Source organism: Leptospira ainlahdjerensis (genome assembly GCF_016919175.1).
GTDB lineage: Bacteria > Spirochaetota > Leptospiria > Leptospirales > Leptospiraceae > Leptospira > Leptospira ainlahdjerensis.
Window position 1 is genome coordinate 104,285 of sequence record NZ_JAFFPU010000030.1, and the last position, 23,350, is coordinate 127,634.

Here is a 23,350-nt window from a genome sequence, read left to right on the forward strand (position 1 = left end):
TGTAAACGGACGAATTTTAAACGGCCTTCCAAGCGGCGTACGCGGCGGCGCTTTCGAAAGAATCCGGTCCTTTGATCCGCACTCCTCCGCCGAACCAATCGATTCCGGAGGATAATTTGATTTGAAAGTCGACCATTTTTGGTTTTCGAAGTCCTTCCAGATCCGGATGGAGACGGAGTATTACGTGATTCTTAAGAACTTCCGGAAGAATGTCCGTAAAAAAATTGGACACTTTTTTTTGTGGGGTTTTAAATTCTCCAGATATAGGGGAGTATTTGATCGGCAGATCAACCGATAGAAGAGCCTTTTCTTTTCGAATCACTCTTTTGATCACAACTCCGCTCGAATGATCCGCATATACGGTTTTCCAATTTGCGTAAGTCCAAGCCGAGGCAACATTGAATTCATATAAAGACGGCTGACCGATGGCATTGGGTTTTCGGAATTTCCTTTTTTTGGAAGAGGGGATAAATCTCTTTTATATTTTGCGTAAACAAGTTCGATTCTTCCTTGCATTCCCAATTCTTGAGACTCGTTGTAACCCGGTTCTAAGAGTAAACATAGCCCCGGCCCAGCCTTATGGACTTCCGGAATGAGTCCCAGGCCCTTTATGTCGGCTAACTTTAAGAATTTCTTATATTTTACTAACTGCGATCCTTGAATATTTTCCGTTCCAACTCTTTGCAGTAATTTTTTCTGTTCTGGATTTGGGCTGTCGTAGTAAATAGGAATTCGGTCCGCAGAGGGATTTTTCCAAAAAAATCTTTCCGAGGTTCCGTTTTTGTCCGGGAACTCTTTGGAATTTGTGCTTTCTATAAAAATTTTATAAAGCCCGTTTCCCGTTCGAGCGAGCTTGAGTTGTGTTGGAATTTCACCCGCAAACCGCGCCTTCCTACCGTCGTTTGTATAAATTTGAAGAGACGGTTCGCATGAATTCCAGATGCGCGCGTGTTTGAGATTGGAAGTTCGGTCTTGAACCCCGAAAGAGTAGTATAGAATTTTTTCGACGATTTCCCTTTGTCCCACGGGAAATAAATTTCGAAATCCGTGAAGATCAGGACGATTCTTTAAAAGTTGTAAAATCGAATAGACACGACCATTTTCGGCAATTCCAGCAAATTCGTAAAAATAACCGTCGGTCATTAGAAAAACTGCAAGCTGTATTGGTTGGATCAGCCTTTTATCCGATTGTTGATTTTTTTACCCATTCTACTCGTCATACTACAAGTTTTTGTCCTTCTTACTTTATTAAACACGGATTTCGATAACGGAAGAACTTTCTTTCTATCCTGAATTATGGAATGAGTTTTAGGGAAATTCTGAAAAGTAAATTCCGTTCGTTCAGCAGTGAAAAATTTTAGAAGCGAAGGGTTCATATAAGAAAATACGAATTCTTTCCCTCAAAGTGAGTTTTTTTTCGCCACTCTTCAAGTCGAATTGTAACAAGGAGTTTGAAGATTCTCTAAATTCCATTCAATTTCGTATTTCAAATTTTAAAAAAGATCCTTCGAAGCGTTAGGATGGCTCCTATTTCTTTAAAAGATTGAAATCGTATTGATAAAAAAAATAGGGCGCGAGGAGAGAAGAATTATAGTTTTGATGATTATACATTCCTCATATTTTTTTGAAAGTAGTCAATTTCTCGTTTTCTAAATACGATTTTAATTCTTCTCTCCCTATCCTTTTCTATTCTAAAAAATATTTAGAGTAAAAATCCGCCGGATACTTCGAGATCCTGAGCGGTGACCCAACCGAATTCATCGGAAAGAAAAGAAACGATGACGTTTGCAACGTCTATCGGCGAACCGATTTTGCCGAGAGCCGTTTGATCCGCAAGGGGTTGGATGAACTCCGGATGTTTGTCAAATACCCCGTCTCCAAGATTTGTGTGAACCGGGCCGGGTGATATCGAATTTACTCGAATTTTTCTCGGAGAAAGTTCCTTTGCCAAGTAACGGGTCCAAGAAGTGAGAGCAGCCTTGGATGGGCCGTAAGCCGAATATCCCGGGAAGGATCCGCGACTGGAAGTGCTCGAAGTGTTTATGATTTTTCCCTCTTCTTCCATAAATCGGATCAAACTTTGGGTGAGAAAAAAAGGCCCCGTGAAGTTCGTATTCAATATTTTGAAAAAGTATTCCTCCGTCATTTCGACGAACGGCATTCCGCCTCCGATTCCTCCGTTATTGACCAGATAGTCGAAGGTTTTTCGACCCCATCTCTCATCGAGATTCTTTTTTACAAGCTGAACGAATTCCTCGAACGTTTCCCTTTTGCTCAAATCGAGTTTGAGCGCAACGGCGCCTCCCGGATGTTTTTTTTCGATTTCCCGGACAATATCGTCCGCGCCTCTCTGATCGGAATGATAGGTTAGAATCACTCCGATCCCTTTTTTTCCAAGTTCCAACGCGACGCTCTTCCCGATTCCGTTGCTTCCACCTGTGACGATTGCTACTTTCATTTGGATCCTCTTATATTCGGTTTTATTGATATTTCTTATATTAAAGAATTTTCTAAAAAAGAACAAGATCCAATCGTGCCGCTTTGTTGCCTAATCCTACCGATGAATTGAAATATGGTAGGGTTCTTTCTATATTTTTCTTTATTCTCCTTTTTTGGAATGCCTAAAACTGTCTTCATTTATACTCTGGGAGTATGAAGGATCCGTTAAGTGAAATTTCCCGTTTGGCGGCTCATGCGACAAGTCAACCAACGAAAACTGAGTTGCCCGGTGTATGGATCATTCAAGGGGAAGTTCCGGAGCATCAACTTGCCGCGGTTTACGAACCTATGATCGGATTTGTCGTTCAAGGCAGAAAAACGATTTCGATCGGAGAACGGATTCTCAGCTTAAAAGCTCCTTCTTATTTCGTGATCACTGCGGAAATTCCGGCGACGGCTAAAGTTCATCCGGGAAAAAACGGAACTCCGTATCTTTCCGTCGGACTTCGTTTGAATCAAAACTCTCTGCTGGATTTATTGGAGGACATCGGAGTGGATCAGGGGGATACGGGATATTCGGGTGAGTTCGAGGTCTGTCCTGCAACCGATGATTTTATCGAGGTATGGGTTAAGATGCTTAGACTCTTGGAGACACCAGAACATATCCGAGCGTTAGCTCCGGTTTACGAACGTGAGATTTTATATCGGACTCTTCTTGGGCCTCAAGGCTGGCGTTTACGAAAACTCTCTTGGTCGGTAGGTAAGGCTTTTGGAATGCACCAGGCGATTCGTTGGTTTCGCGAAAATTATACGAATCCAATCGATATCAAACGACTCGCCGATAAGTCGGGATTGGGTGTGACCACGTTTCATCGTAAGTTTAAGGAGATCACCGGTTTGAGTCCGATTCAGTTTCAGAAACAATTGAGATTGATGGAGGCGAGAAAACTTTTGGCTTTCGGCGGTTACCCGGTCTCGGAAGCGGCGTATCAGGTCGGTTACGAAAGCGCTTCGCAGTTCAACCGAGAATACTCCCGTTTTTTCGGAGCTCCTCCATCCAGAGACGCGTCTCGGATCAGAAAAATGGAAGACGCAAGATCCCTTGAAAGAACGGATCTCGCCGGCTAATTCGGTTTCGTCTAACGTTTCGATTCGTATAGGATAGAATTGACTTTCGGACTTTTTTCGAAAACCTGCGATAAGCCTCGGATGTTCATCGGATAAAAATAGTGATATCCCTGTAGATAATCCGCGCCGGTATCCATCGCAATTTTCTCATATTCTTGATTTTCAATTCCTTCTAAGATTACTTTTTTATCCATCGTATGTATGATTCCAACGATGGAAGTTAAAATTTTAATCTTGGATGGATCGCGTAACGCACCGAAGACCAAGTTCTTATCGATTTTTACGATGTCGGAAGGGATCTGTTCCAACCTTGAAAAGTTAGAATGCCCTTTTCCAAAATCATCGATCGCGATTTGAAAACCTTCTAAGTGGAGAATTTCGGCTTGTTCCCTAAGTCGATCGAGAGCGTAATTATCCTCTCCTTCGATCGAGGTTTCAGTTATCTCTATCAGAATCCGATCCGGTGCGATCTCGTATCTTCTTGCAAATTCCAAGAGTTTTTCGGTGATCTCTTTATGATTCAATTGTACCGGTGAAACATTGATCGTTAGCTTACAATCGGGATCGATTCCTGAGACTTTTTTTAAGATTGAAATTTCACTGATCGCGTTTTTCATCACCCATTCTCCGATCGTTAGAATCAGACCGGAGGTTTCAGCAATGGGAATGAATATATCCGGACTGATATTTCCGTTCACGGAGTGGACCCATCTCGTTAGTGTTTCCACAAATTCGATCTTTTTGGATTTCGAATTCAAGATCGGTTGATATTTGAGTATCAATTCTTCGTTAAAAATCGAGTTTTTTAGAGACGAGTAGAGTTGAATCGCTTTTTGTCTTTCGATCTCTTCTTCTTGTTCTCCGAGGATATAATGACTGAATGGATACTTTGCGGCTTTTCTTAAGGATTCCGTGAGTGTAGATCTGATTTTTTTAAAGGATTCTTTTTGATCCTTCATGAGATAAGCGCCTATCGATATCTTAAAGAATAACTCGGTTTCATAATACGAAAGCGGGTAATCCATAATCGAAATGATTTGTTTTGAAAGTACGGAAAGATTGAACGGCTTGTTTTCGACCGGGATCATTACTAATATCTTATTTTGAGAATATCTTACGATCTTTGTTTTTCCGTTTGTAAGCGTAAAAATTTCAGTGGATATGTCCATAAATACTTGTTCGATATATTCGGTTCCCGGTTCCGGAAGTCCTTTTGTGGAAACGAATTGAACCTCGATTAAGAAAAAGGCCAATCGGGACTTACTCAAGAAAGCTTTTAGTTCCGCTTTATGAGCGTTGATCCTTTGTTTGTTAGTGATCAGTCTCACCTTTGAATCCGGTATTGCAGGAATTTTCGTGAGTTCGAAAGTGATTTCCTCCTTCTGCTGATAGACGAGAGCATAAAGATGATAGGTTTGTTCGCTCTCGCTCACGATCTCCATAAAGAGTTCGAAGGTTTTCGAGTTGTTCTGATTTTGTTTTGAAAATTGGGAGATCGACTCCACAAGATTGCAGAGTTTAATTTTTAAATCGGGTGAAGTCTGGAGTTCTCTCTGAATGACGGGATCTAACTCGATACATCCTCCTCTAAATCCGCATCGTATTTTTCCGGAAATATTCGCAGCCGGTTCTCTTTCGCTTTTTAATAAATTCATTCTCTTTGACGCCTAGTGTTTTATACCACACTTTTGCGCAGGATGATCCTTGTTCTATAATTTGCACCCATTAAACAACTCTCGTTCTTTAACGGAATTGGCTAATGATAAATTAAAAACTTTTTGCTTCGGTAAAGATCTGTCTTTTTTCCACTCTCAAGAATCCGTCATTTATGGGTTGTAAAAAATTATTTTCATTCCTTTCCAAGATTACATTTTTATAGAAAGTTTATTTTATACTTCGAAGTCGCTTTATTCAATTTGATAAAAAGAAATCGAAAACGTTCTCTACTCCTTTCCCCAACGAAGGCTGTCGATCTGTCTGGAAAATTTAGGATATTTTTAAAAGGTTCTCGTTGTGGCCGGAAAGAGTTTCGCGCTTCTGTAAAAAACGAGCCCTTGGCAAAAGAAGGGAGATGATACCAAGGGCCCTTGAGAGTAATTTCAGGGTTTAAAAATTCGACATCGTTTACGGTCCGCTGACACAACGGACATACGAAGTTGTCGAGTTATTCTTTGGAAATTCGATCACTCCTCCCATTCTAAAATCAACGACGTAAGCCATCGCTCGGTACTTTGTGTTTCTTGGAATTCTATACGCATTGTCGTTATCGGTGGTCGCTATGTATGAAACGGGATCGTTATCGCTCGCGGTGTTCGGACTAGTTCCGGTCGAAATACCGGAAGTCGAAGTCCAATAATAACTCGCTGAAGTGTTCGGAAAAAAAATTCCATTGATAGTCGGGGAGGATGTTTTTCCGTAATCGACGAGGTTTGACAATTCCTTCACATTCGGAAGTCTCCACGTACGACCCGCCAGAGAAAGTGAATTGCAGTAGCTCAAAGCGTTCGCCCAATCGGAAGCGCTTGCGGCCGGAGTGCTGCACACCGTACTTCCTTGTCCTTTGGAACATTTTTGCCAGACGAGTCCCCCCGCACCCGTGATCGTTCCATCCAAGTTATCCGTAAACGGACCTCCGATCGAATCGATCGGCAAAAAGGATCCGAGTAGAATTCCCAAACCGATAAAACCCTGAAGAAAAGATTGTCTAAGCAGTAATTTCATTTCGAACTCCTTTTATTCCGCTACACAAAGAGAAGTAAAATTGTACGTGGGCCAACTCCAGGATGTGTCTTTTAGTTTGTTATTGGGTTGTGTGACTCCACCAAAGACGGAAACCGACCATGCTCCCCAAGACTGGAGTGTGGAAATCGAAGAATAATTGATCGGGCCGTTGGACAAGGGATCGATGGCCGGAGAAAGTGATGCACGATTGGAAGAGCTGATTGTGATCGCGTTCGTGCTCGTCCAATATCTTTGGTAGTTGTCCCGAAGTATTCCCGGAAAATAGGTTTCAGGAATGACCTCGTTTCCTACACTTCCTCCGTATTCAAGAATCGTATAATATTCTTCTAATGTGGGAACCCTCCAACTTTTTTTGCCCGCATAACCGTTGCCAGAGTTTCTTAAATTCAGTTTAGAACAATCCTCAATGGAACGATTGAAAGTCTTATAAGGATTTCCAAGATCCGCGACGCAGGCGGTTCCATTCCACATTTGATCGGCCGCACAAGTTTTAACGCAGGTCGTACCGTTCCATTCATAATCGAATAAACAACTTTTCCAAATGCGTAGATTTTTTGTATCCACCGTCACATAGTCGTTCGTATAAGCGCCTAACGTTCCGGGCGCTAAAAGACCGGGAGAAAGCGCCGTAAATTCTCCGTCTTGTCCTGTACCGGCACAAGAGACTACGTTCCCGCTCGCGTCCGAACAAACCGTTTGTCTCGTGTCGGACGCAATCAAATTGCGGACGTCGTTGACGGTTCCATAGTTTAGTATGATATTTCCGGAGACGACTGAAACCGTAGGACTGGATGTTACGACGTTGCCCGCGATGTCTTTGAACGATGTTCCGTTGTAAAGGAGATAAAACTTATGCCATTCCGGTAAGTTACTCAAAATGTCCAATGTATAGGTTCTCTTATCCGCGCTCCAAGAGCCGACCACGCCAGGCCATTTGATTTCAGGATCTCCCGCCGTAGTCTGGTCTCTGTGTTGAGGGTTAGGGGTCAAAGACGTATCCATATCCTCGTTAAAAGTAAGACTAAAAGTCTTTTGGGAAACGCTTAACGCATAAGCCGAAGAATTCGGTGTCAACGGGGGAGAAACGGAAATGATCTGAGGAGAAACATCGTCCCTGGCGATAGAAGCCGTACTCGTGCCAACGTTCGAACCTGCGGTAGTCAAACAAACCCGAATCGAATTCGCACCTGCGCTTAGATCCGAACCGGCGATGACGGAATCTACGTTCGTATTCGCTGCGGCCGTTCCGGTGCTCAGAGAGGATCCCGTTGAACAATCGCTTCCTCCAGCACGAACTGAATAGTTTCCGGCGATGTCGGATTTCCAACGAAGAGTGGAGCTGCCGGTTCCCTGGATGCTATTTTTACTCAGAGAGACCATCGTGATCGTAGGATTTCCAAAAGCGACAACGTATGAAGCGCTGTTAGTCGAACCAATATTTCCGGCTTTGTCTACCGCAAGGGCGCTGAAGTTTGTGGTCGTGTTGTTGGGAAGTGTGATGGCCGAAGAAAAGAGGGAACTTCCCGTGCCTGCGGCTCCCGCGTTGGAGATGGATGCCGAAGTTCCGTCCGTTCGATAAGCGGTTTTATAACAACCGGAGTTTCCGGTATCCGTGCAGGAGATGGAAACGTTCGGCGCGGAGGAGCCGTAGGTTCCAGCGGAGGGAGTGAAACTTACCGTTGGAGCGACGTCGTCTCTCACTACATTTAAAGAATAGGAATCCCAGAGAGTGGAGTCGGCGGGATTAAAAAGACAAATACGAATCGTGTTGTTACCTAAACTCAGTGCGCTTACGCCGGCAATCGCGTGGATACGGGAAGTGGTGGAAGTCGAAGCGAGAACGGAGCCTGAGCTGTCGGCGTTACCGTCCGAGCAGTTGGTGGAGCCGTATCGAATTTCATAGGCGGCCGCCATCGAGCTGTTCCATTGAACGTCGACAAATTCGATCGCGCCCGTTTGACCGCTCACATAAATCGGATTCGAAGAAGAGTAGGTTAGGTTTCCCGTGGTCGAAGGAACAAAAGAAACCGGGATGGGAGTTCCATCGGAGTTGTTTACAACGGAAGGATCGTTGCTGATTCCCGATGGAAAAAAGAAAAAGGAACGATTTTTGTTTTCCTTTTCTGTAAGACAATTTGATAGAATCAAGAGAAGAATCAACGGAAGAAATCCAATCTTCCCGAAAAATAGAATTTGAAACTTTAAATAGAAACGATGTTTCTTCATAACTCCCCACCCGTAAAGAATCGATTGTTTTGAAGATAACAGCTTTCAAATCAAATATCTCTCAATTCTATAAAACGCCTCGGGCTTCCGAATTTTATAAGCAAAAACGAACGGCGAAGAATTACTCTTTAGGTTTTTTATCGAAATTAGAAACGATCCGATAGGAAGTGAAAGTTAAGAATTCTTCTTTCTAAATTGAGAAGGGGTCATACCGACCTCCTTCTTAAAGACCGTGTTGAAGACCGAAAGCGAATTGAACCCGCTGTCGAATGCGATCTTGATCACCGAACTTTCTTTTTCGGAGAGGAGGCGATCTTTTGCTTCTTGAATTCTAAATTGATTGATGTATGTGAAAAAACTCTTATTGAGGTGATTGTTTAAAAGTTCCGATAGTTGATGCGACTTGATATCGAGTTTTTTGGCGAGTTGATTGAGGGTGATTCCAACTTCGAGATAGACCTTGTCTTGATACATCAACGTTTCAAGACGTACAACAAGATCCTTTGGGTTTATGTTTTGAAGTGTGCTTTTTTGGTAGCTCATCTTTTGGAAAGTTTCCGAGATGGCATTGAACGTAATCGGGTAGATTTGACTGATCACAAACGCATAAAGAACGGTAAGAGTGAGAATGCCCAGAGCAGAAAAATAGAGCTGAACAAATACTGCGTTTAACGATAGTAAGGACCGAAAGTCGATCGAAAGATTGGTGATAACGCCGGCGAGCCCCACGCTTAGAATCAGGATAATATGTTTCGACCAGGGGTAATCGGAGATATTACCTTTGAACAATTGAACAAATTTTACCAGAATCACGAGCATGTAAACAAAGGTGATTATGGTCGAGATCCCGTAGAGGAGGTCGTATCTGCTTTCGAATTTTTCGTTCAGATCGTTCAAAGGAACGTTTCGCAAAATAAGAAAAACCGTATCGATGGTATAACCGATCAAAAACGAAACCGCCGGGATATAGTGCGGAAGCAGAATCCGCAGATTGACTTTTTCGTTCAAAAGTAGTAGGTTAAAATAGATAAAAAGGGAAGGCCCGATCAAAAAGATAAAAAAAATCTCGAAAGAAAAATAATGAGAATAGGCGAGTCCAAATCCGTTTAAAAGAAGCAATCCCTTGGTCAAGAAAAAGCCCATAGAAACAAAAATCAAAAATAGGATGAAGTTTTTTAGGCTTCTTCCTTTTAAAATCTGAACCAACGCGAAGAAGAGCGACAGGATTCCGCCGAAACCGACACATTGATTGAATATAAAACCTATAAGCTCATTCATTTGGAAATCAAGAAACGGGAAATGAATATGTTCTCAGCTTTTTGACTCCAAAAAAGAAATCTATCTCACAAAAACTTAAAACTAAGATTCGACAAAAATTACTCTCTACGGAAATTAATTTTTGACGAGGGATAATACTCTTTTCTTTTTTCTAAAGGATGTTACCCCTTGAGTTTAAACCCTCTTACCGAGGGGATTGTATAAAAAAAGTTCTATCGAAAACTATACTAACAAGAAATTGCGGATGATTTCTCCGCCTCTTCCGTAGACTGAAAAGATAACTGGATCTCTTTCCCGAGAAGTATACTCTCTCTGTATCTGCTCGGACTCATCTTAACTAGATTCAAAAAAGCCCTTTGAAACGTTGAAACTGAATTGAATCCGACGGCCATCCCGATCGATATCACCGATCTGGAAGGTTCTTCCATAAGTAGTTTCATCGCTTCCTTTACACGGTAAACGTTGACGAGTGTGTTGAAGTTCGTCTGAAGATGACCATTGAGAAACGCGGAAAGCTGGTGTGTGGACAATCCCATTTCTTCGGCGACCGAGGGAAGCCGGAGGTCTTCGTCTAAGAATATCTTTTCAATATCGAGAAGTTCGTAGAGTTTCTTTTCGATTTTCTCGGTATCCATATTCGTTAGATAATAATTTCCTGTGGACTGTGAAGTAGGCGGGCCGGAGGAGATCGAAATCGAAGGTAGCTTTTTGGATTCCATCTTTTGAAACGGAAACTGGATCAGGCTGTTAAAAAGAAAAATCGGAGAAACGATATAGACGATACCTCCGATTTTCATTGCGGGTCCTTGAAAGTTTCCGGGCAAAAATCGGTTCATCTTTTCCACGAGCATGAGGGTTATTAGAAAATAGATAAGCCTCAGTCCCCTTTTTGCGTAAAAGCTCTTTATAAAAAAATGAACATAGATGCAATAAAGGATAAGTATGGAAATGGAGGCCTCGCTAACCGATACAAAAAGATTGGGGAGGTTTTGATTTTCAGGATGATTCCAAAAAGATAAAATTAGAATACTCGCGAAAAGAGCGATCGAACCGATACCTAATAATTCCTTTGTGAAGGAGATTTTTTTCTGGTTCGAAGTTCTATTCTTTTCACCTAGATCGAAGGATTCTTTACAAATCGTGTAGATGATGATTGTTCCGGCGATCATAAAGAAAGAATACAGAAAATCTCCGATCAGACGGATGGTTTTATCGAGAAGATAATTCTGAGTAGAAAAGATGAGTAAGTTAAAACCGATCAAGATAAGGATCAACGCCTGTTTTTGATGGAAGGACCTCCTTCTTTTGAAAAAATAAATCGAACCCAATGCGATGTATTGGATCGAACAAGCAAAGTAAAGATCGTAAGACATGAACCAACCTACTAAAATTCTTTTTTGAATCACTGCATTTTAGTTGAATCCAAGACTCCAAACCATTGATTTTATAAACTCGAAAGCTATTTTATAGAAATCTTTTCAAAAAAAAGTGGATTTCTTGGAGAACTATAACAAGCTCGATTAGACCTACGTTACCGGAGTCCGTAAGTAACAGTCCATATTGTTGCCATGTTTGAAGTCGAAGAATCTTTGCCCTCGCGTTCCTTTGCCTGTAACGCCGTTCTGATTTCTTTAAACCGCTGAATCTCAAGGTTCCGCTTGCGATCAAAGGAATCACCATCCTTCAAGGATCGACGAAGCGGACTGGACTTTAGAAAGGATCAAAATCCAGGGAACTTAAATTCTAAAATGAAGGTAATCGGTGACTCGATCCAATATTAACGTTTCTGAAATCAAAAAACTTCTCAAATTATTCCAAGAATTTCGCTCTAAAACCTCATCCCACTTTCCCGCCTGGAAGGACGCGCGGGAAGAGGAAACGATCGGAAAACGACTTCGATCGATCCGTTGGATCACCGAAACCGCCTCGCTTGGAATCGTTCCTGAAGGTTCGCTTTGTCTCGTTCTCACCGGAAAACTCGAAGAAACACTATTAAACACGGAAGAACACAACCTGATCCTTCGAGATCTGTTTCCCGGAGACTACTTTCTATTTCAACCCGATAAGGTGGTCTATTCGGGTATATCAGAAATTCTTTATATAACTCCGGATGATTTGTCGAAACTCGAATCCAAACTTTCACCTTGGAAAAAGTGGATCGCAGAACTTAATCGGGAAAATCATCTCTTTCACGTCTCCAAACTCAGGCCGTCCCGAAAGGAACTTTTGGATTTTTTATCCTCTGTCGAATTATTGTTTCACCTTGATAAAACGACATTGTCCAACTTAGAATCCCGGATGGAATGGCTCGTAATTCCCGGAGGAGAAATCCTGCTCAAACAAGGGGAGACGGGGGACTCGATGTATATCCTCGTTTCCGGCCGGCTTTCTTGGACGGTGCATTCTAAAAATCGGGACATCCTCGCGGAAGGAGAACTTGGAAAAGGGGATATTATCGGTGAAATGTCTCTCTTGAGCGGAGACAAACGATCTGCGACCGTGATCTCTTCAAGAACGAGTCAGGTTGTAAGAATTTCAAGAGAGGACTTCCGTAAAAGTTTTGCGAATTCACCGGACGCACTCTTTCAGATCACCGGAACGATCGCACATCGTCTCGGAGCGGAAAGACACAAAGCCTTTCAAAAAGCCAATTCAGTTCGAACGCTTTCCGTTTTTCCATTGGGCGCGGACAAAGAATCCTGTGAAAATTTTTATCGATCGCTTCAAAACGGACTCAAATCATTCGGGAAAACCCTGCTCGTGGATATGCAGACCTTTCATAAATCCGGAAACAAGTCTTCTTCAAAAACCTCCAAGAATTCGAAGACGTATCGGATTTCCGATTTGGTTCATTGGTTTTACGAATTGGAAAAATATTATGAAAAATTAATATTCAAAACGGATCTCCATCATCCGGGTTGGAGGGAAACTTGTTTTCGTCAATCGGACCGGATTCTGATCCTAATCGATCCGGATCGAAGCCCGAGTCTTGATTTTGCTACAACACAGAAGATGTTGCCGGAAGAAATTCAAAAAGAGATCGTCTTTCTGATCGATTCTAAATTTGAAAAATGGAAAAGGATAGAATCGATTCTCCAGGATTTTCCTGGAATTTCCCATTCGATCGTTCGTCGCGACGTTCCCGCTGACTTCGGAAGGCTTTCACGAAAACTTACTGGAAATAGCATCGGTGTCGCTCTTGCCGGAGGCGGGGCAAAGGGATTTGCTCATCTTGGTCTTCTGAAGTGTTTTGAGGAAAACGATATTCCTGTAGATATGATATCGGGTACGAGTGCCGGCGCGATCATGGGCGGGCTTTTTGCGATGGGTCTTAGTTCTTCGGACATTCTTCCCCTCATCCGAGATTTTTGGTTGGATAGAAATATACTCGGAGACTTTACGTTTCCTTTTGTTTCTCTCGTAAGAGGAAAACGTTATTCGAATGCGATTCACGAATTTTTTAAGGATCGAAGCATCGAAACTCTTCCGATTCCGTTTTATGCGATCGCTTGTAATCTCACGAGAGCTGAGAGAAAAGTTTTTGACAAAGGGCCGCTCTGGAAGGCGGTTCGATCCAGCACATCGATTCCCGGAATATTTCCCCCGTTTTCCGATAACGGAGAACTGTTTGTGGACGGAGGATTGCTCGACAATCTTCCTGGCTCCATTCTGAAAGATAAGGGCGCGGGTCTTCTTATCTCGGTGGATCTCGGAGGCGGAGGGCAGATCGATAAGGATTTTGCCTATCAGGATCTTTTGAGTCCTCAGTATTTGGGCGAAGCTCCTTCTTTTTTGAGAATTTTTCTGCATCATCTTACGAGACAAAGTTTGAAAAGTAAATATCCGGGTCTCGGGGAGATTATGATGCGGTCACTGATGCTTTCGAGTAAGAATACTCTCAATCGTACGAGAGATAAATCGGATCTTTACATAGAACTCCCGGTCGGAGGTTACTCCACCTTTGATTGGGATCAGTTTCAGAAGTTATTCGATATCGGCTATGAAACCGGAAGAAAGAAGGTCCATCTCTGGAAAAACGAGATTAAAAAGAAACAAAATTCTTAATTACGATTTTTTAATTGAAATTTCCCGAGTGGAGAAGTTAGAATTGTCCTTCTTTAGAAGCGGACATGCGACCTTCAAGTATTCATACTCTGGAAGAATTTATAAACGAGGTTCCTTTTTTTCAGGAACAGATTTGTATTCTCGAGGAACGTTCGAGCGGAAGAATCGTCTTCTCAAAGGAATCCCTTCGATTCTGGGGGCTACAAGGATCCGAGACGGTTCCGGATACTTTTGCGGCCTTTTTGTTTCGGCTTCACGGAAAAATCCGCAATTACGCGGAGTTCACCGAAAACATTCTTATTAAAAACATTCAAGAATCGGAATATTTTGAAACTTTAATTTCTGAGGATTGGATCCTGCGGTTTTTTTGGGAAAATCCGATCAAAGACGAATCCCTTCGATTTCGACTTTATACTTTCGAAATTCTGGCAAAGGAAGGGGAACTTGGAGAAATCGAAAAAGACAAGGGTGCCGAAAGTATATTTTATAAGCTTCCTCAACCTGCGATCTTATTCGATCCTTCAACCCTGAAAATTCTTTCCGTCAACGACGCGACGGTTTTTCTCTACGGCTATTCCAGAAAAGAATTCGAATCCTTGAATCTTCTGGATATTCGTCCCGAAGAGGATCGGGCCGAGCTGGATGTAGTCATCAAAAATTTCGCTAAAGAGGACGGAATTCAATCCAGGGGAATCTGGAGACACTGGAGAAAGGATAAAAAAATCCTCTATATGAAAATTTCCGCGAATCGAATTTCCTACGGTGAGTCCGTTGCAGTTTTAGCGGTCCTTTCGAACGTGTCCGACGTCGTTGAGACAAACTACGCCCTCAAACAAAACAGAGACGAAAAACAATCGATCATCGAAAGTATGTCCGATCGTTACTTTTCTCTTTCCAGGGACTGGAGATTTATTTCTGCGAACAAACACTCGATCGTTACGTTGGGAAAAACCAAAGAAGAATTGATTGGTAAATACATCTGGGATATTTATCCGGAGGAGTCCGCTCGATTCTTTCGGGAAAAATACGAACTCGCGGTTTATTCTCGAAAGCCGGTTTTTTTCGAATTTAAAAACGAGCTTACGGGTAACGTGATAGAATTTCGGGTCTTTCCGTTTGAGGAAGGTCTTTCCGTTTTTTTTCAGGACATTACGGAGAAACGAAGAAGAGAAACCGAGCAGAATATTCTCAAAGAAATCTCTTTGAGAATTCCGAAGGCGATCAACGTAAAGGAATCCTTTGAGATTCTTTTCGAAGTGATCTGCAGAGAAACTTCCTGGAAGTTTGCTCAGACTTGGAAATACATAGGTGGAGAATTGATCTTGGAGGAAAACGCCTCCTGGCATTCCACCGATCCCGCTTTTTTGAGATATAGAATCCTTTCCTTTGATACCAAATTTAAGCCCGGAGAGGCTCTGATCGGAAAAGTGTTTTTAACGGATCGGATCTTTTTTTCGGAAGACATTCAAAAAGAAACCGACTTTAAAAGGACAAAACAGGCGGTTCAATCCGGGATTCGGTCCTGGATCGCGGTGCCTCTAAAAACGGGACACGAAAGTTACGTTCTTGAATTCTGCACACATATAGAAATCGATTCAGGAGATTCTTATATTCAAATGTTTGAATTGATTTCCGATCAGATAGAGGTTTTGTTCCGTAATAAGGAAGCGGAAGAAGATAAGGATCAATTTTTTAAACTTTCCGGAGACATGTTTCAGATTTCCAATCTCGAGGGAAAGGTGATCGAACGAAATCAGGCTTGGACGGAAGTTCTCGGTTACACGCGGGAAGAATTGGAATCCAACGATATGTCGGAGTTGGTCTATCCGGACGATCGGAAAAGAATGCTCAAGATTCGGGAGGATTTTTACAGGGATAAACAAAATATTTCAGAATCGATTCGATACGTTACGAAAAACGGTCAGGTAAAAAGTATTCTCTGGAGGGTGACGTTCTCTCCTGAACACGGACTGATCTATACAACCGGAAAAGACATAACGGAAATGCAAAAGACCCAGGTTCAACTTGAAACTCTCACGAAGGAACTAAAACGTTCCAATGCAGATCTGGAGGACTTCGCATTTATAGCCTCGCATGATCTTCAAGAACCTCTTCGAAAGATCATGGCTTTCGGCGATCGTCTTTTAAAGAAGAATACGAATCTGGATTCTGAGTCCATCGACTATCTTCAGAGAATGGCTTCTTCCGCACATAGGCTTTCCAATCTGATAGAAGGACTTCTTTCCTATTCCAGAATTAAATCCAGGGCAAAGCCGTTTCAATACTGCGATCTGACGATGATCTTAAAAGAGACAATCGGCGATTTGGAAATTTTTATCAAAGAGAAAAACGCCAAAGTAGTGAATTCCAAAATCGGGTTTGCTTGGTGCGATCCCGCGCAGATCGGAACCGTTTTTCAAAACTTGGTTAAAAACGGGTTGAAGTTTAATAGGAATCAGATCCCGGAAGTGATCATTCAAAGTATTCCGCATCCGACGGAGCACAATTGGATTCAAATTACTTTTTTCGACAACGGAATCGGCTTTGACAAAAAACACGAAGAGAAGATCTTTACGCTCTTTCAGAGGCTTCACGCACGCGAAGATTTTGACGGGAACGGGATCGGACTCGCGGTTTGTAAGAAGATCATCGAACTTCACGGAGGAAGAATTCACGCTCAGAGCAGACTGGGAGAAGGTTCCACCTTTTATGTGGATCTTCCGGGTTCTCTGAATTTGGAATAGATCGTATGAAACCGGAAACAAAAAATAAAAGTTCCATTCACATTCTTGTCGCCGAAGACGATCCGGATGATCGGCTTTTGATGACCGAAGGATTTCGCGAGAACAACCTGGCTAATCCGCTTCACTTTGTGAAGGACGGAGAGGAACTTTTCGATTTTTTAAAGAATCAAGGAGAATATTCTGATATTCGAAAGTATCCTCGTCCAGGATTTATTCTTCTCGATCTCAATATGCCTAAAATGGACGGAAGAGAAGTGCTGAGAGCGATAAAGGCGATGCCGGAGTTTAAAAAAATTCCGGTAATCGTTCTCACGACTTCCAGGGAAGAAGAGGATATGTTGCAGACATACGATCTCGGAGCCAATTCGTTTATACGAAAACCCGTGGACTTCAACGCTTTTATGGAAACGATCCGAACTCTCGGAGAATACTGGTTGGAAATCGTGGAGCTTCCCATTGTCAGTTGATCGTATCCCCGAAGAGATTTCGATTTTTCTCGTCGAAGACGACGAAGAAGACGCAATTCTTTTTAGGGAATATCTTAGCGAGATTCCCTTTCCGAAGTTCGTATTACAACGTTACAAGGACGGACCGAGCGCACTCGACGCACTTCGATCCTCCGGACCGGTAAAAAATCAAATCTATGTTTTGGATCATTTTTTGGGCTCTCAGAATGGAATCGATTTGTTAAACGACATTCGTTCCGTTATCGACGGACCCGTCTCCGCGATTTTGGTTTCGGGACTTTCCAAAGAGGAGCTCGAAATCTTGGCAAAAAAATCCGGATTTGCGGGTTATCTTGAAAAACGAAATCTTGCCGCGGGTTCTCTTTCCGAAGAATTCTTAAATATTCTATTCCGAACTCAAAGAAAGGACATTTCTCCTGAAAGAAAAGTTTCGGAAGAAAATGCTCGTGTGGCAAGAATGGAAACGATCGCTCAATTCGGCGGAGGTATCGCACACGATTTTAATAATATTCTAAATATCATCATCGCTAATTTGGATCTTTTGGAGATACAGTGTAAGGAACAGCCGGAGATTATCAATCGGATTCGATCCGCGCAAAACGCCGTGATGAGGGCCGCGGACGTAAATAAGAAACTTCTAAACTTCTCGAGGAAACAATCTCTTCGTCAGGAACTTACGGACCCTAACGAATTGATTCGGGAATTTTTAAAAAAATCTCAGGAATTGTTTCCGACAAGGATACGAGTTACGTTCGATCCCGAAGAGCGCGGAGATCGTTGTTTGATCGATTCTTCAGAATTTGCGAGCAGCCTTACTCAACTTTTTCAGAACGCGATCGAAGCCAACGAGGATAAGGAAGGTGAAATTTTGGTGGAAACGATTCGGGTCGTTTCCAATTTTCAAAAGGGGATTCCCGGTTTGGAGGATGGAAATTTTTTTTTACTGAAGATCACGGATACCGGAATCGGAATCCAGGCGGAGAATTGGGAGAAGATCTTCGATCCCTTTTACTCCACAAAACCGAAAGGGAAGAGTTCCGGTCTTGGGCTTTCTATGGTCTACGGTTTTGTAAAACGAAGTAAGGGACACATTTTTTTTCAATCCAATCCCGGTATCGGAACCGAATTCTATCTCTATTTTCCGATCTTAGAATTAAAATCCGATCGCTTGATCCCGGGAAATGCCAAAAAACAATCTCGTGAAATATTTTATTTCCATACGGAAGGCCCGTTTGCGGATTGGATTATTTATTTTCTCAGAAGTTTGGGTTACGCTGTTCATAAGGTTCCCGATCTTAAAGATTTGGGAACGAACCCCGAATTTTTGAAAAAGGACTCGTGTTTAATTTCCGAAACATGGAAACCTGGCTTTGCACAATGGTTTGAGTTTGCCATAACCGCAAAGAGAGACCGTTCTCAGATAGAAATTTATTATTTTTCATCACAAGATTGGCCGAATAACTTTGAAAATTCTTTCCAATTCCGCTGGCCGATTACCCGAAAATCTCTTGAGAATCATTTCGCCAAATTGTAAATTAGACATTCATGAATCAGCTCTCTCAACCCAATCTACTGATTCTCGACGACGAGGAGGAAATTGCAGGGATCCTCGGCGATTTAGCGAAACAATGCGGCTTCGAAGTCACGATCACTCACGAAGCGGGTCATTTTTTCGATAAGCTGAACGATCATACTCAATATATCATCTTAGATCTGATGATTCCGGGAGTCGACGGGGTCGACGTTCTGCGTATGCTTTCCGGAAAAAAATTAGCGGTTTCCGTGATCTTAATCAGCGGCGCGGATAGACGCGTTTTGCAGAGCGCGGAAGCTCTTGCGATTCAATACGGATTAAAGATATCCGGAGTTTTAGAAAAACCGATTCGTATTCAAGAATATCAAAGAGTTCTAACGGGTTTGATTTCGGATAAGAAGAATGAAACTTCCCAACTTTCCATTTCAGGTAAAAGGATCGCGGCCGAACCTTCGTCGGCGATTTCCGCAGAAGAGATCGAAGAAGGAATTCGCGAGGAGCAATTTATTCTTTTTTATCAGCCTAAGATCGATTTTAAAACGGGAAAGATCGCGGGTTTTGAATCCTTGGTTCGTTGGTATCATCCGGTTCGAGGTTTGATTTTTCCGGATTCTTTTATTCCAACCTTGGAATCCTTTCCGAGTCTGATGGACGCGATGACTGAAAAGCTGATCGTCCAGGCTCTGGGTCAATGTGCGATTTGGAATCGGGATTTTCCGGGGATCGCGGTCGCTGTAAACATCTCTCCTGTTAGTTTGAATAAACTGATTCTTCCTGAAACGATTTCGAAGATGATCGAAAGTTTCGGTTTAAAAAACAATCAGCTCATCGTGGAAGTCACGGAAACTCAACTTTTGGAAAATATCACTTCCACTCTCGACATTCTCACGAGAATCAGAATCCGGGGGATCGGTCTTTCGGTGGATGATTTTGGAATCGGTTATTCCTCTTTGAAACAGATTCATCGTTATCCTTTTACGGAACTCAAAATAGATCGTTCCTTTGTGAGCGTAGCTCCTTATGATAAGGAAGCCCTTTTTATCTGTCAGGCCGCGATCGATCTAGGGCATAAACTCGGTATGACCGTGGTTGCTGAAGGGATCGAAACCGCCGAGGTGGGCGAGTTGATGAAGAAGGAAGGTTGTGACAAAGGTCAGGGATATTTTTACAGCAAACCTATGCCTCCCGATGCTGCCATTCAATATCTCGCCGGCTTCAAATCTTAAAACGTTTTCTAGTTTACTGTAAAGGGTAGAATCGGATTCTTCCGGAAGTATGAAAAATCTTCTTCAGGATCCGGACTTCCCGATTTTGATCCGCGCTTATCGCGCTTCTCTTATTCAAAGATATTCTCCGTCCAACCTTGAACGTTATTCCGACCTCGTAAAAATTCCAAGACCCGTCATCGATACTTTGCTCCAATACTTTCTGCAATTGCTCTATCCTGAATTTGAAGGAAGGGTTTTGCTTGACGGAGCGTTTCATTCTCTTTCCGGTTTTGTTCAGAGCCCTTCAAAAGTTTTCGGTCTTATCGGTTCTTTAGGCGCCGCCGCGTTTCATTTCGGAAGACATCTTGGGGCTGCGTTTAAGACGGGTTTTGCGGCTTTGAATTCTTATCTTACCGCAAGACATTTTGAAACCCTGATGTTCGAGTTCACAAAAGAAGAATTAAAAAAGGGAAACGATCCGGAAGATCCTGCTGTTTTTGATAAAATCATCGCGCAAGTTCCTAAAAAAGAAGCCGATCAATTTCGAGACGATATCGTAAGATTGTTTGCGACCCTTTCCAACAGGGAACTTTTGCAAAAGATCGTTACCATGATGAAGGCGATCGTTTCCAAGATGGAGCACAAAACGAAAACTTACACAAAGGAAGAAGTGGAAGGAATTCGTCTCGGCCTTTCTATTTTGGAAAAAGGGGAGGAACTTTTTTTGAGCCTTTCGGACGAAGAAATGAAGATGATCTTAAAGGCAATTGAAACCATTGAAACCGACTTTTTTGAAGACGCTCTTCGAAGAAACGGGAAGTTGGAAGCCAAAGAAAAGTTTTAGCGGCTTAAAACAGAATTTTATAAAAATAGAATATATCTTCTTTTTCGACTTGGGTCTTTTTAAGAAGGATTTAGAATCGACTTCAAGTCTTGTCTAACTTCGTAAAACTTCTTTATCGATTTGTCTCGTTTTTTGAGACGTTCTGAAATCCGGATTCTTCTTTTTAATCCTTGCGGACGTAGGTTCAGTTTTCGTTCGTTTTGAGAGGATTTATTGCTCTCTGTTTTTTTCTTTTCCGAAAATGCCTTGCGGGTTGTTTTCAAAGAGGTTAGAATGTGGACGATATAGGGGGAAATTGTTTATGAAAAAGATATTGGATTGGACGGTAAGAATCGTTGCCGTCGTGATTTTAATTCCCGCCTTTTACTTTAAGCTTTCGGGTGCGGATCGGTCGATTGCAACCTTCTCCGCTTTAGACGCGGAACCTTTCGGACGTTATGCGGTAGGTTTTGCGGAATTGGCGGTTGTGTTGCTTCTACTCATTCCACAAACGAGTTGGCTCGGTGCGATGATCGGTTCCGTGATTATGATCGGAGCGATTGGTTCTCATATTTCCGTGTTGGGTTTTCAAGACAGCGCCGGCGTTTCGTTTGTTTTAGCTACGATCGTTCTCGCTTGTAGCCTTGCGGAAATTTACGCGAGTAAGGAACGTAATCCGATTTTCACAAAAATTTTCGCCGGTCAGGATTGAAATTTAGGATTTAGAAAGAGATTTTTTAAATTCTTCAACCTGGATCGTTGGAATGTCTTTTTGAAAAGTGTGAGTTCCTACTTTTCAAATCTAAAGATGCGATTTACCTTTTTGTGACTTATGGAAGATTTCTTTGAGGAGTTCCCACGAAACTTCGTCGTAAAAAGGAACGTATGAAACTGCCGGTTTGCTTTTGGAAGTAGGAACTCTTCCGGAAAGGAAAAAGTGTGAGTTCCTACTTTTCTTCTCCACGACAAGACTCACTTTGGCTCGCGGTAGGGATCGAAGCGGGGTCAAGAAATTGATCTTTCCCTAAAACTTCGATCTTCGATAAAATTCTCAATTTCTTGACCGGAGCTGAGAGCCCGGTCCTGCAAAATCAGCCTATCTATTTTTTACGCTGGAACTTCAGGAACCGCCCAGTCGACGTTGCTTTGGATTTTGAAAGGAAAAGTGTGATTCTAAAATTTGCCGATGGTCGGACTCGAACCGACACAGAGTTGCCCCCGGTGGATTTTGAATCCACTGCGTCTACCAGTTTCACCACATCGGCGGTTTGATTGCAAAGAAAGATCAGTCGTCTACTTCGATGTATTTGCCTTTTCCACGAGCGACGATCTTTCCGATTTCGTTTTCGATTTCAGCTCTGTTCTCAATCACTTTCTTGTTCTTTTTTACAAACCATCCGCGAAGATGGAGTGGTTGATTGACAAACGCCGGCTGTAGAAAACGAATCGTGAGTTCGCCAGTGGTTGTTTTGAAATTCATGGCTTCGTTAATTTTCACCATGATTTCGTCTAAGATCGTTGATATAATTCCTGGATGGATTACATCAGGCTGACCTTGAAACTTTTCCGGACAAGTGAAGTCACCATAAGCGGATTGCGTATCTTCATCAAAGGTGATTTTCAATTGAAGTCCGTCCGGATTGTCTGGACTGGATCCAAAACTTAAGTTTGCCCGAACCGAAGCTTTCATAAGTCAGAAATATACTATACATCCATGACGTCAATTACAAAAAGATGGCCGAATGGGTTCAAGATCGGTACCCGGTTCTGTCGATTTTAAGAACAGTAGCTTCTCCCAATGACAACACTCCTCTTATTCATGTTAGGCCTTTTATCTGCGGGGGCAGGCGCGTACACTCTCTTTCGAGAAAAACCTCCTTCTAAAGAGGGGGATTCGGGTTCCGGAAAATCTTCTCCCGGTGGTCCAGGGGCAGGCGGTGGAACTAACGTTCGAGAAGATCGAGGAAAGGAAATTCCCGTTTCTCAACCCGGAGTTCCGACTCTTCCGGCTTCTCCCGGAATACCTCCTTCGAGTTCAGGTGTGGGAACTCCTTCTCCTCCCGGTTCCGGTCTCGGTTCGGAAGAGGCAAAAAAGCACAAAGAGCAGTTTCCCGGTCTTCGCAAAAAACCTAAATTAGACCTAAAGAATAAAGTCGACGATATCATCCGCAATAATTCTAAATTTGCAAATCACAGACGTCCTCTCATCCATGCCGAAGCCCTCGTTGATAAGGAAAGTTACAACGGCGCATTAGAAATTTATAAAAGAACCAAAGGTCGTGTTCCTGACGAAGAGATTCAAGGGAAGATTCAGGAGAATATCGATCAGATCGAAAATCACCTGGAGACCGACGAAGAGGAAGTCTATCGCCCGGACAATTACGGCGGTCCTCCGATTCCTCTCGGAGATCTGGTCCGTGCCATCAAGGACATCAGTGAATCTTTAGGCGACACGATCTCCAAGGGTTTTGGAAATCCAATTTCCCTTCCTCTTTCACCTTTGGATCCGGGGGCCATTCCCGGTCCCTCGAACCTTCCGGGGAATGGATCTTCAGGTCCGGTCTCTTATCATATTTTCAGCCCTGGACCCGCACTTCCTCCGGGGAACATTCCTCCTCCATCGTGTCGCCTAAAGATTCACTGATGTCCTTGATGGCACGGACCAGATCTCCGAGAGGAATCGGAGGACCGCCGTA

Annotated in this window: 17 protein-coding genes, 1 tRNA gene and 1 pseudogene; 9 read left to right on the forward strand and 10 right to left on the reverse strand. The window is 42.8% G+C overall.

Annotation, left to right across the window (positions count from 1 at the left end; translation table 11 throughout):
* Positions 1-16 precede the first annotated feature (16 nt).
* The 3 genes from JWG45_RS22160 to JWG45_RS08260 all read right to left on the reverse strand — a co-directional run bounded on the left by JWG45_RS22160 (position 17) and on the right by JWG45_RS08260 (position 2,458).
* The gene (locus JWG45_RS22160; RefSeq protein WP_232380587.1) at positions 17-322 is read right to left on the reverse strand and encodes a hypothetical protein; all 306 of its coding nucleotides are present in this window, start codon (positions 320-322) and stop codon (positions 17-19) included.
* Between the two features lie 8 nt (positions 323-330).
* Positions 331-1,143, reverse strand: coding sequence for a hypothetical protein (locus JWG45_RS22165; RefSeq protein WP_232380588.1), 813 nt, complete (start codon positions 1,141-1,143; stop codon positions 331-333).
* A gap of 559 nt (positions 1,144-1,702) precedes the next feature.
* Positions 1,703-2,458, reverse strand: a complete 756-nt coding sequence (locus JWG45_RS08260) for an SDR family NAD(P)-dependent oxidoreductase (RefSeq protein WP_205279295.1) — start codon at positions 2,456-2,458, stop codon at positions 1,703-1,705.
* Positions 2,459-2,652: 194 nt separating this feature from the next.
* Between JWG45_RS08260 and JWG45_RS08265 the strand changes: the two genes are divergently transcribed.
* Positions 2,653-3,567: an AraC family transcriptional regulator gene (locus tag JWG45_RS08265; RefSeq protein ID WP_205279296.1), complete on the forward strand. Its 915-nt coding sequence runs from the start codon at positions 2,653-2,655 to the stop codon at positions 3,565-3,567.
* An 11-nt stretch (positions 3,568-3,578) separates the two neighbouring features.
* On the opposite strand, the gene JWG45_RS08270 is transcribed toward JWG45_RS08265, so the two are convergent.
* From JWG45_RS08270 to JWG45_RS08290, 5 genes are all read right to left on the reverse strand, one after another.
* On the reverse strand, positions 3,579-5,222 hold the full coding sequence (locus JWG45_RS08270) for an EAL domain-containing protein (RefSeq protein WP_205279297.1): 1,644 nt from the start codon (positions 5,220-5,222) through the stop codon (positions 3,579-3,581).
* 469 nt (positions 5,223-5,691) lie between these two features.
* A complete protein-coding gene (locus tag JWG45_RS08275) occupies positions 5,692-6,288 on the reverse strand; it encodes an Lcl C-terminal domain-containing protein (protein ID WP_205279298.1) in 597 nt (198 codons plus the stop codon).
* 12 nt (positions 6,289-6,300) lie between these two features.
* Positions 6,301-8,535, reverse strand: coding sequence for an Lcl domain-containing protein (locus JWG45_RS08280; protein ID WP_205279299.1), 2,235 nt, complete (start codon positions 8,533-8,535; stop codon positions 6,301-6,303).
* Between the two features lie 174 nt (positions 8,536-8,709).
* The gene (locus JWG45_RS08285) at positions 8,710-9,813 is read right to left on the reverse strand and encodes a helix-turn-helix domain-containing protein (protein WP_205279300.1); all 1,104 of its coding nucleotides are present in this window, start codon (positions 9,811-9,813) and stop codon (positions 8,710-8,712) included.
* A gap of 227 nt (positions 9,814-10,040) precedes the next feature.
* Entirely contained in the window at positions 10,041-11,219 is a 1,179-nt protein-coding gene (locus JWG45_RS08290) for an AraC family transcriptional regulator (RefSeq protein WP_332476383.1), read from the reverse strand.
* A 370-nt stretch (positions 11,220-11,589) separates the two neighbouring features.
* On the opposite strand from JWG45_RS08290, the gene JWG45_RS08295 reads away from it, so the two are divergent.
* The 7 genes from JWG45_RS08295 to JWG45_RS08325 all read left to right on the forward strand — a co-directional run bounded on the left by JWG45_RS08295 (position 11,590) and on the right by JWG45_RS08325 (position 21,366).
* Positions 11,590-13,878: a patatin-like phospholipase family protein gene (locus JWG45_RS08295; protein ID WP_205279311.1), complete on the forward strand. Its 2,289-nt coding sequence runs from the start codon at positions 11,590-11,592 to the stop codon at positions 13,876-13,878.
* A 65-nt stretch (positions 13,879-13,943) separates the two neighbouring features.
* Positions 13,944-16,622, forward strand: coding sequence for a PAS domain S-box protein (locus tag JWG45_RS08300; RefSeq protein ID WP_205279301.1), 2,679 nt, complete (start codon positions 13,944-13,946; stop codon positions 16,620-16,622).
* A 5-nt stretch (positions 16,623-16,627) separates the two neighbouring features.
* Positions 16,628-17,089 carry a response regulator gene (locus tag JWG45_RS08305; RefSeq protein WP_205279302.1) on the forward strand — a complete coding sequence of 154 codons (462 nt, stop codon included), beginning with the start codon at positions 16,628-16,630 and terminating at the stop codon, positions 17,087-17,089.
* On the forward strand, positions 17,079-18,623 hold the full coding sequence (locus JWG45_RS08310) for a hybrid sensor histidine kinase/response regulator (RefSeq protein WP_205279303.1): 1,545 nt from the start codon (positions 17,079-17,081) through the stop codon (positions 18,621-18,623). Before JWG45_RS08305 ends, JWG45_RS08310 begins: the two co-directional genes overlap by 11 nt.
* An 11-nt stretch (positions 18,624-18,634) precedes the next feature.
* A complete protein-coding gene (locus JWG45_RS08315) occupies positions 18,635-19,849 on the forward strand; it encodes an EAL domain-containing response regulator (protein WP_205279304.1) in 1,215 nt (404 codons plus the stop codon).
* Positions 19,850-19,898: 49 nt separating this feature from the next.
* Entirely contained in the window at positions 19,899-20,675 is a 777-nt protein-coding gene (locus JWG45_RS08320) for a hypothetical protein (RefSeq protein ID WP_205279305.1), read from the forward strand.
* 301 nt (positions 20,676-20,976) lie between these two features.
* The gene (locus tag JWG45_RS08325; protein WP_205279306.1) at positions 20,977-21,366 is read left to right on the forward strand and encodes a MauE/DoxX family redox-associated membrane protein; all 390 of its coding nucleotides are present in this window, start codon (positions 20,977-20,979) and stop codon (positions 21,364-21,366) included.
* Between the two features lie 469 nt (positions 21,367-21,835).
* Here JWG45_RS08325 and JWG45_RS08330 read toward each other — a convergent pair.
* Both JWG45_RS08330 and JWG45_RS08335 read right to left on the reverse strand, forming a co-directional pair.
* A tRNA-Leu gene (locus JWG45_RS08330) sits at positions 21,836-21,919 on the reverse strand.
* Positions 21,920-21,939: 20 nt separating this feature from the next.
* Positions 21,940-22,344 carry a PaaI family thioesterase gene (locus tag JWG45_RS08335; RefSeq protein WP_000648186.1) on the reverse strand — a complete coding sequence of 135 codons (405 nt, stop codon included), beginning with the start codon at positions 22,342-22,344 and terminating at the stop codon, positions 21,940-21,942.
* Positions 22,345-22,473: 129 nt separating this feature from the next.
* Between JWG45_RS08335 and JWG45_RS08340 the strand changes: the two are divergent.
* A pseudogene (locus JWG45_RS08340) lies at positions 22,474-23,256 on the forward strand (hypothetical protein); the annotation flags it as partial.
* Positions 23,257-23,350 lie beyond the last annotated feature (94 nt).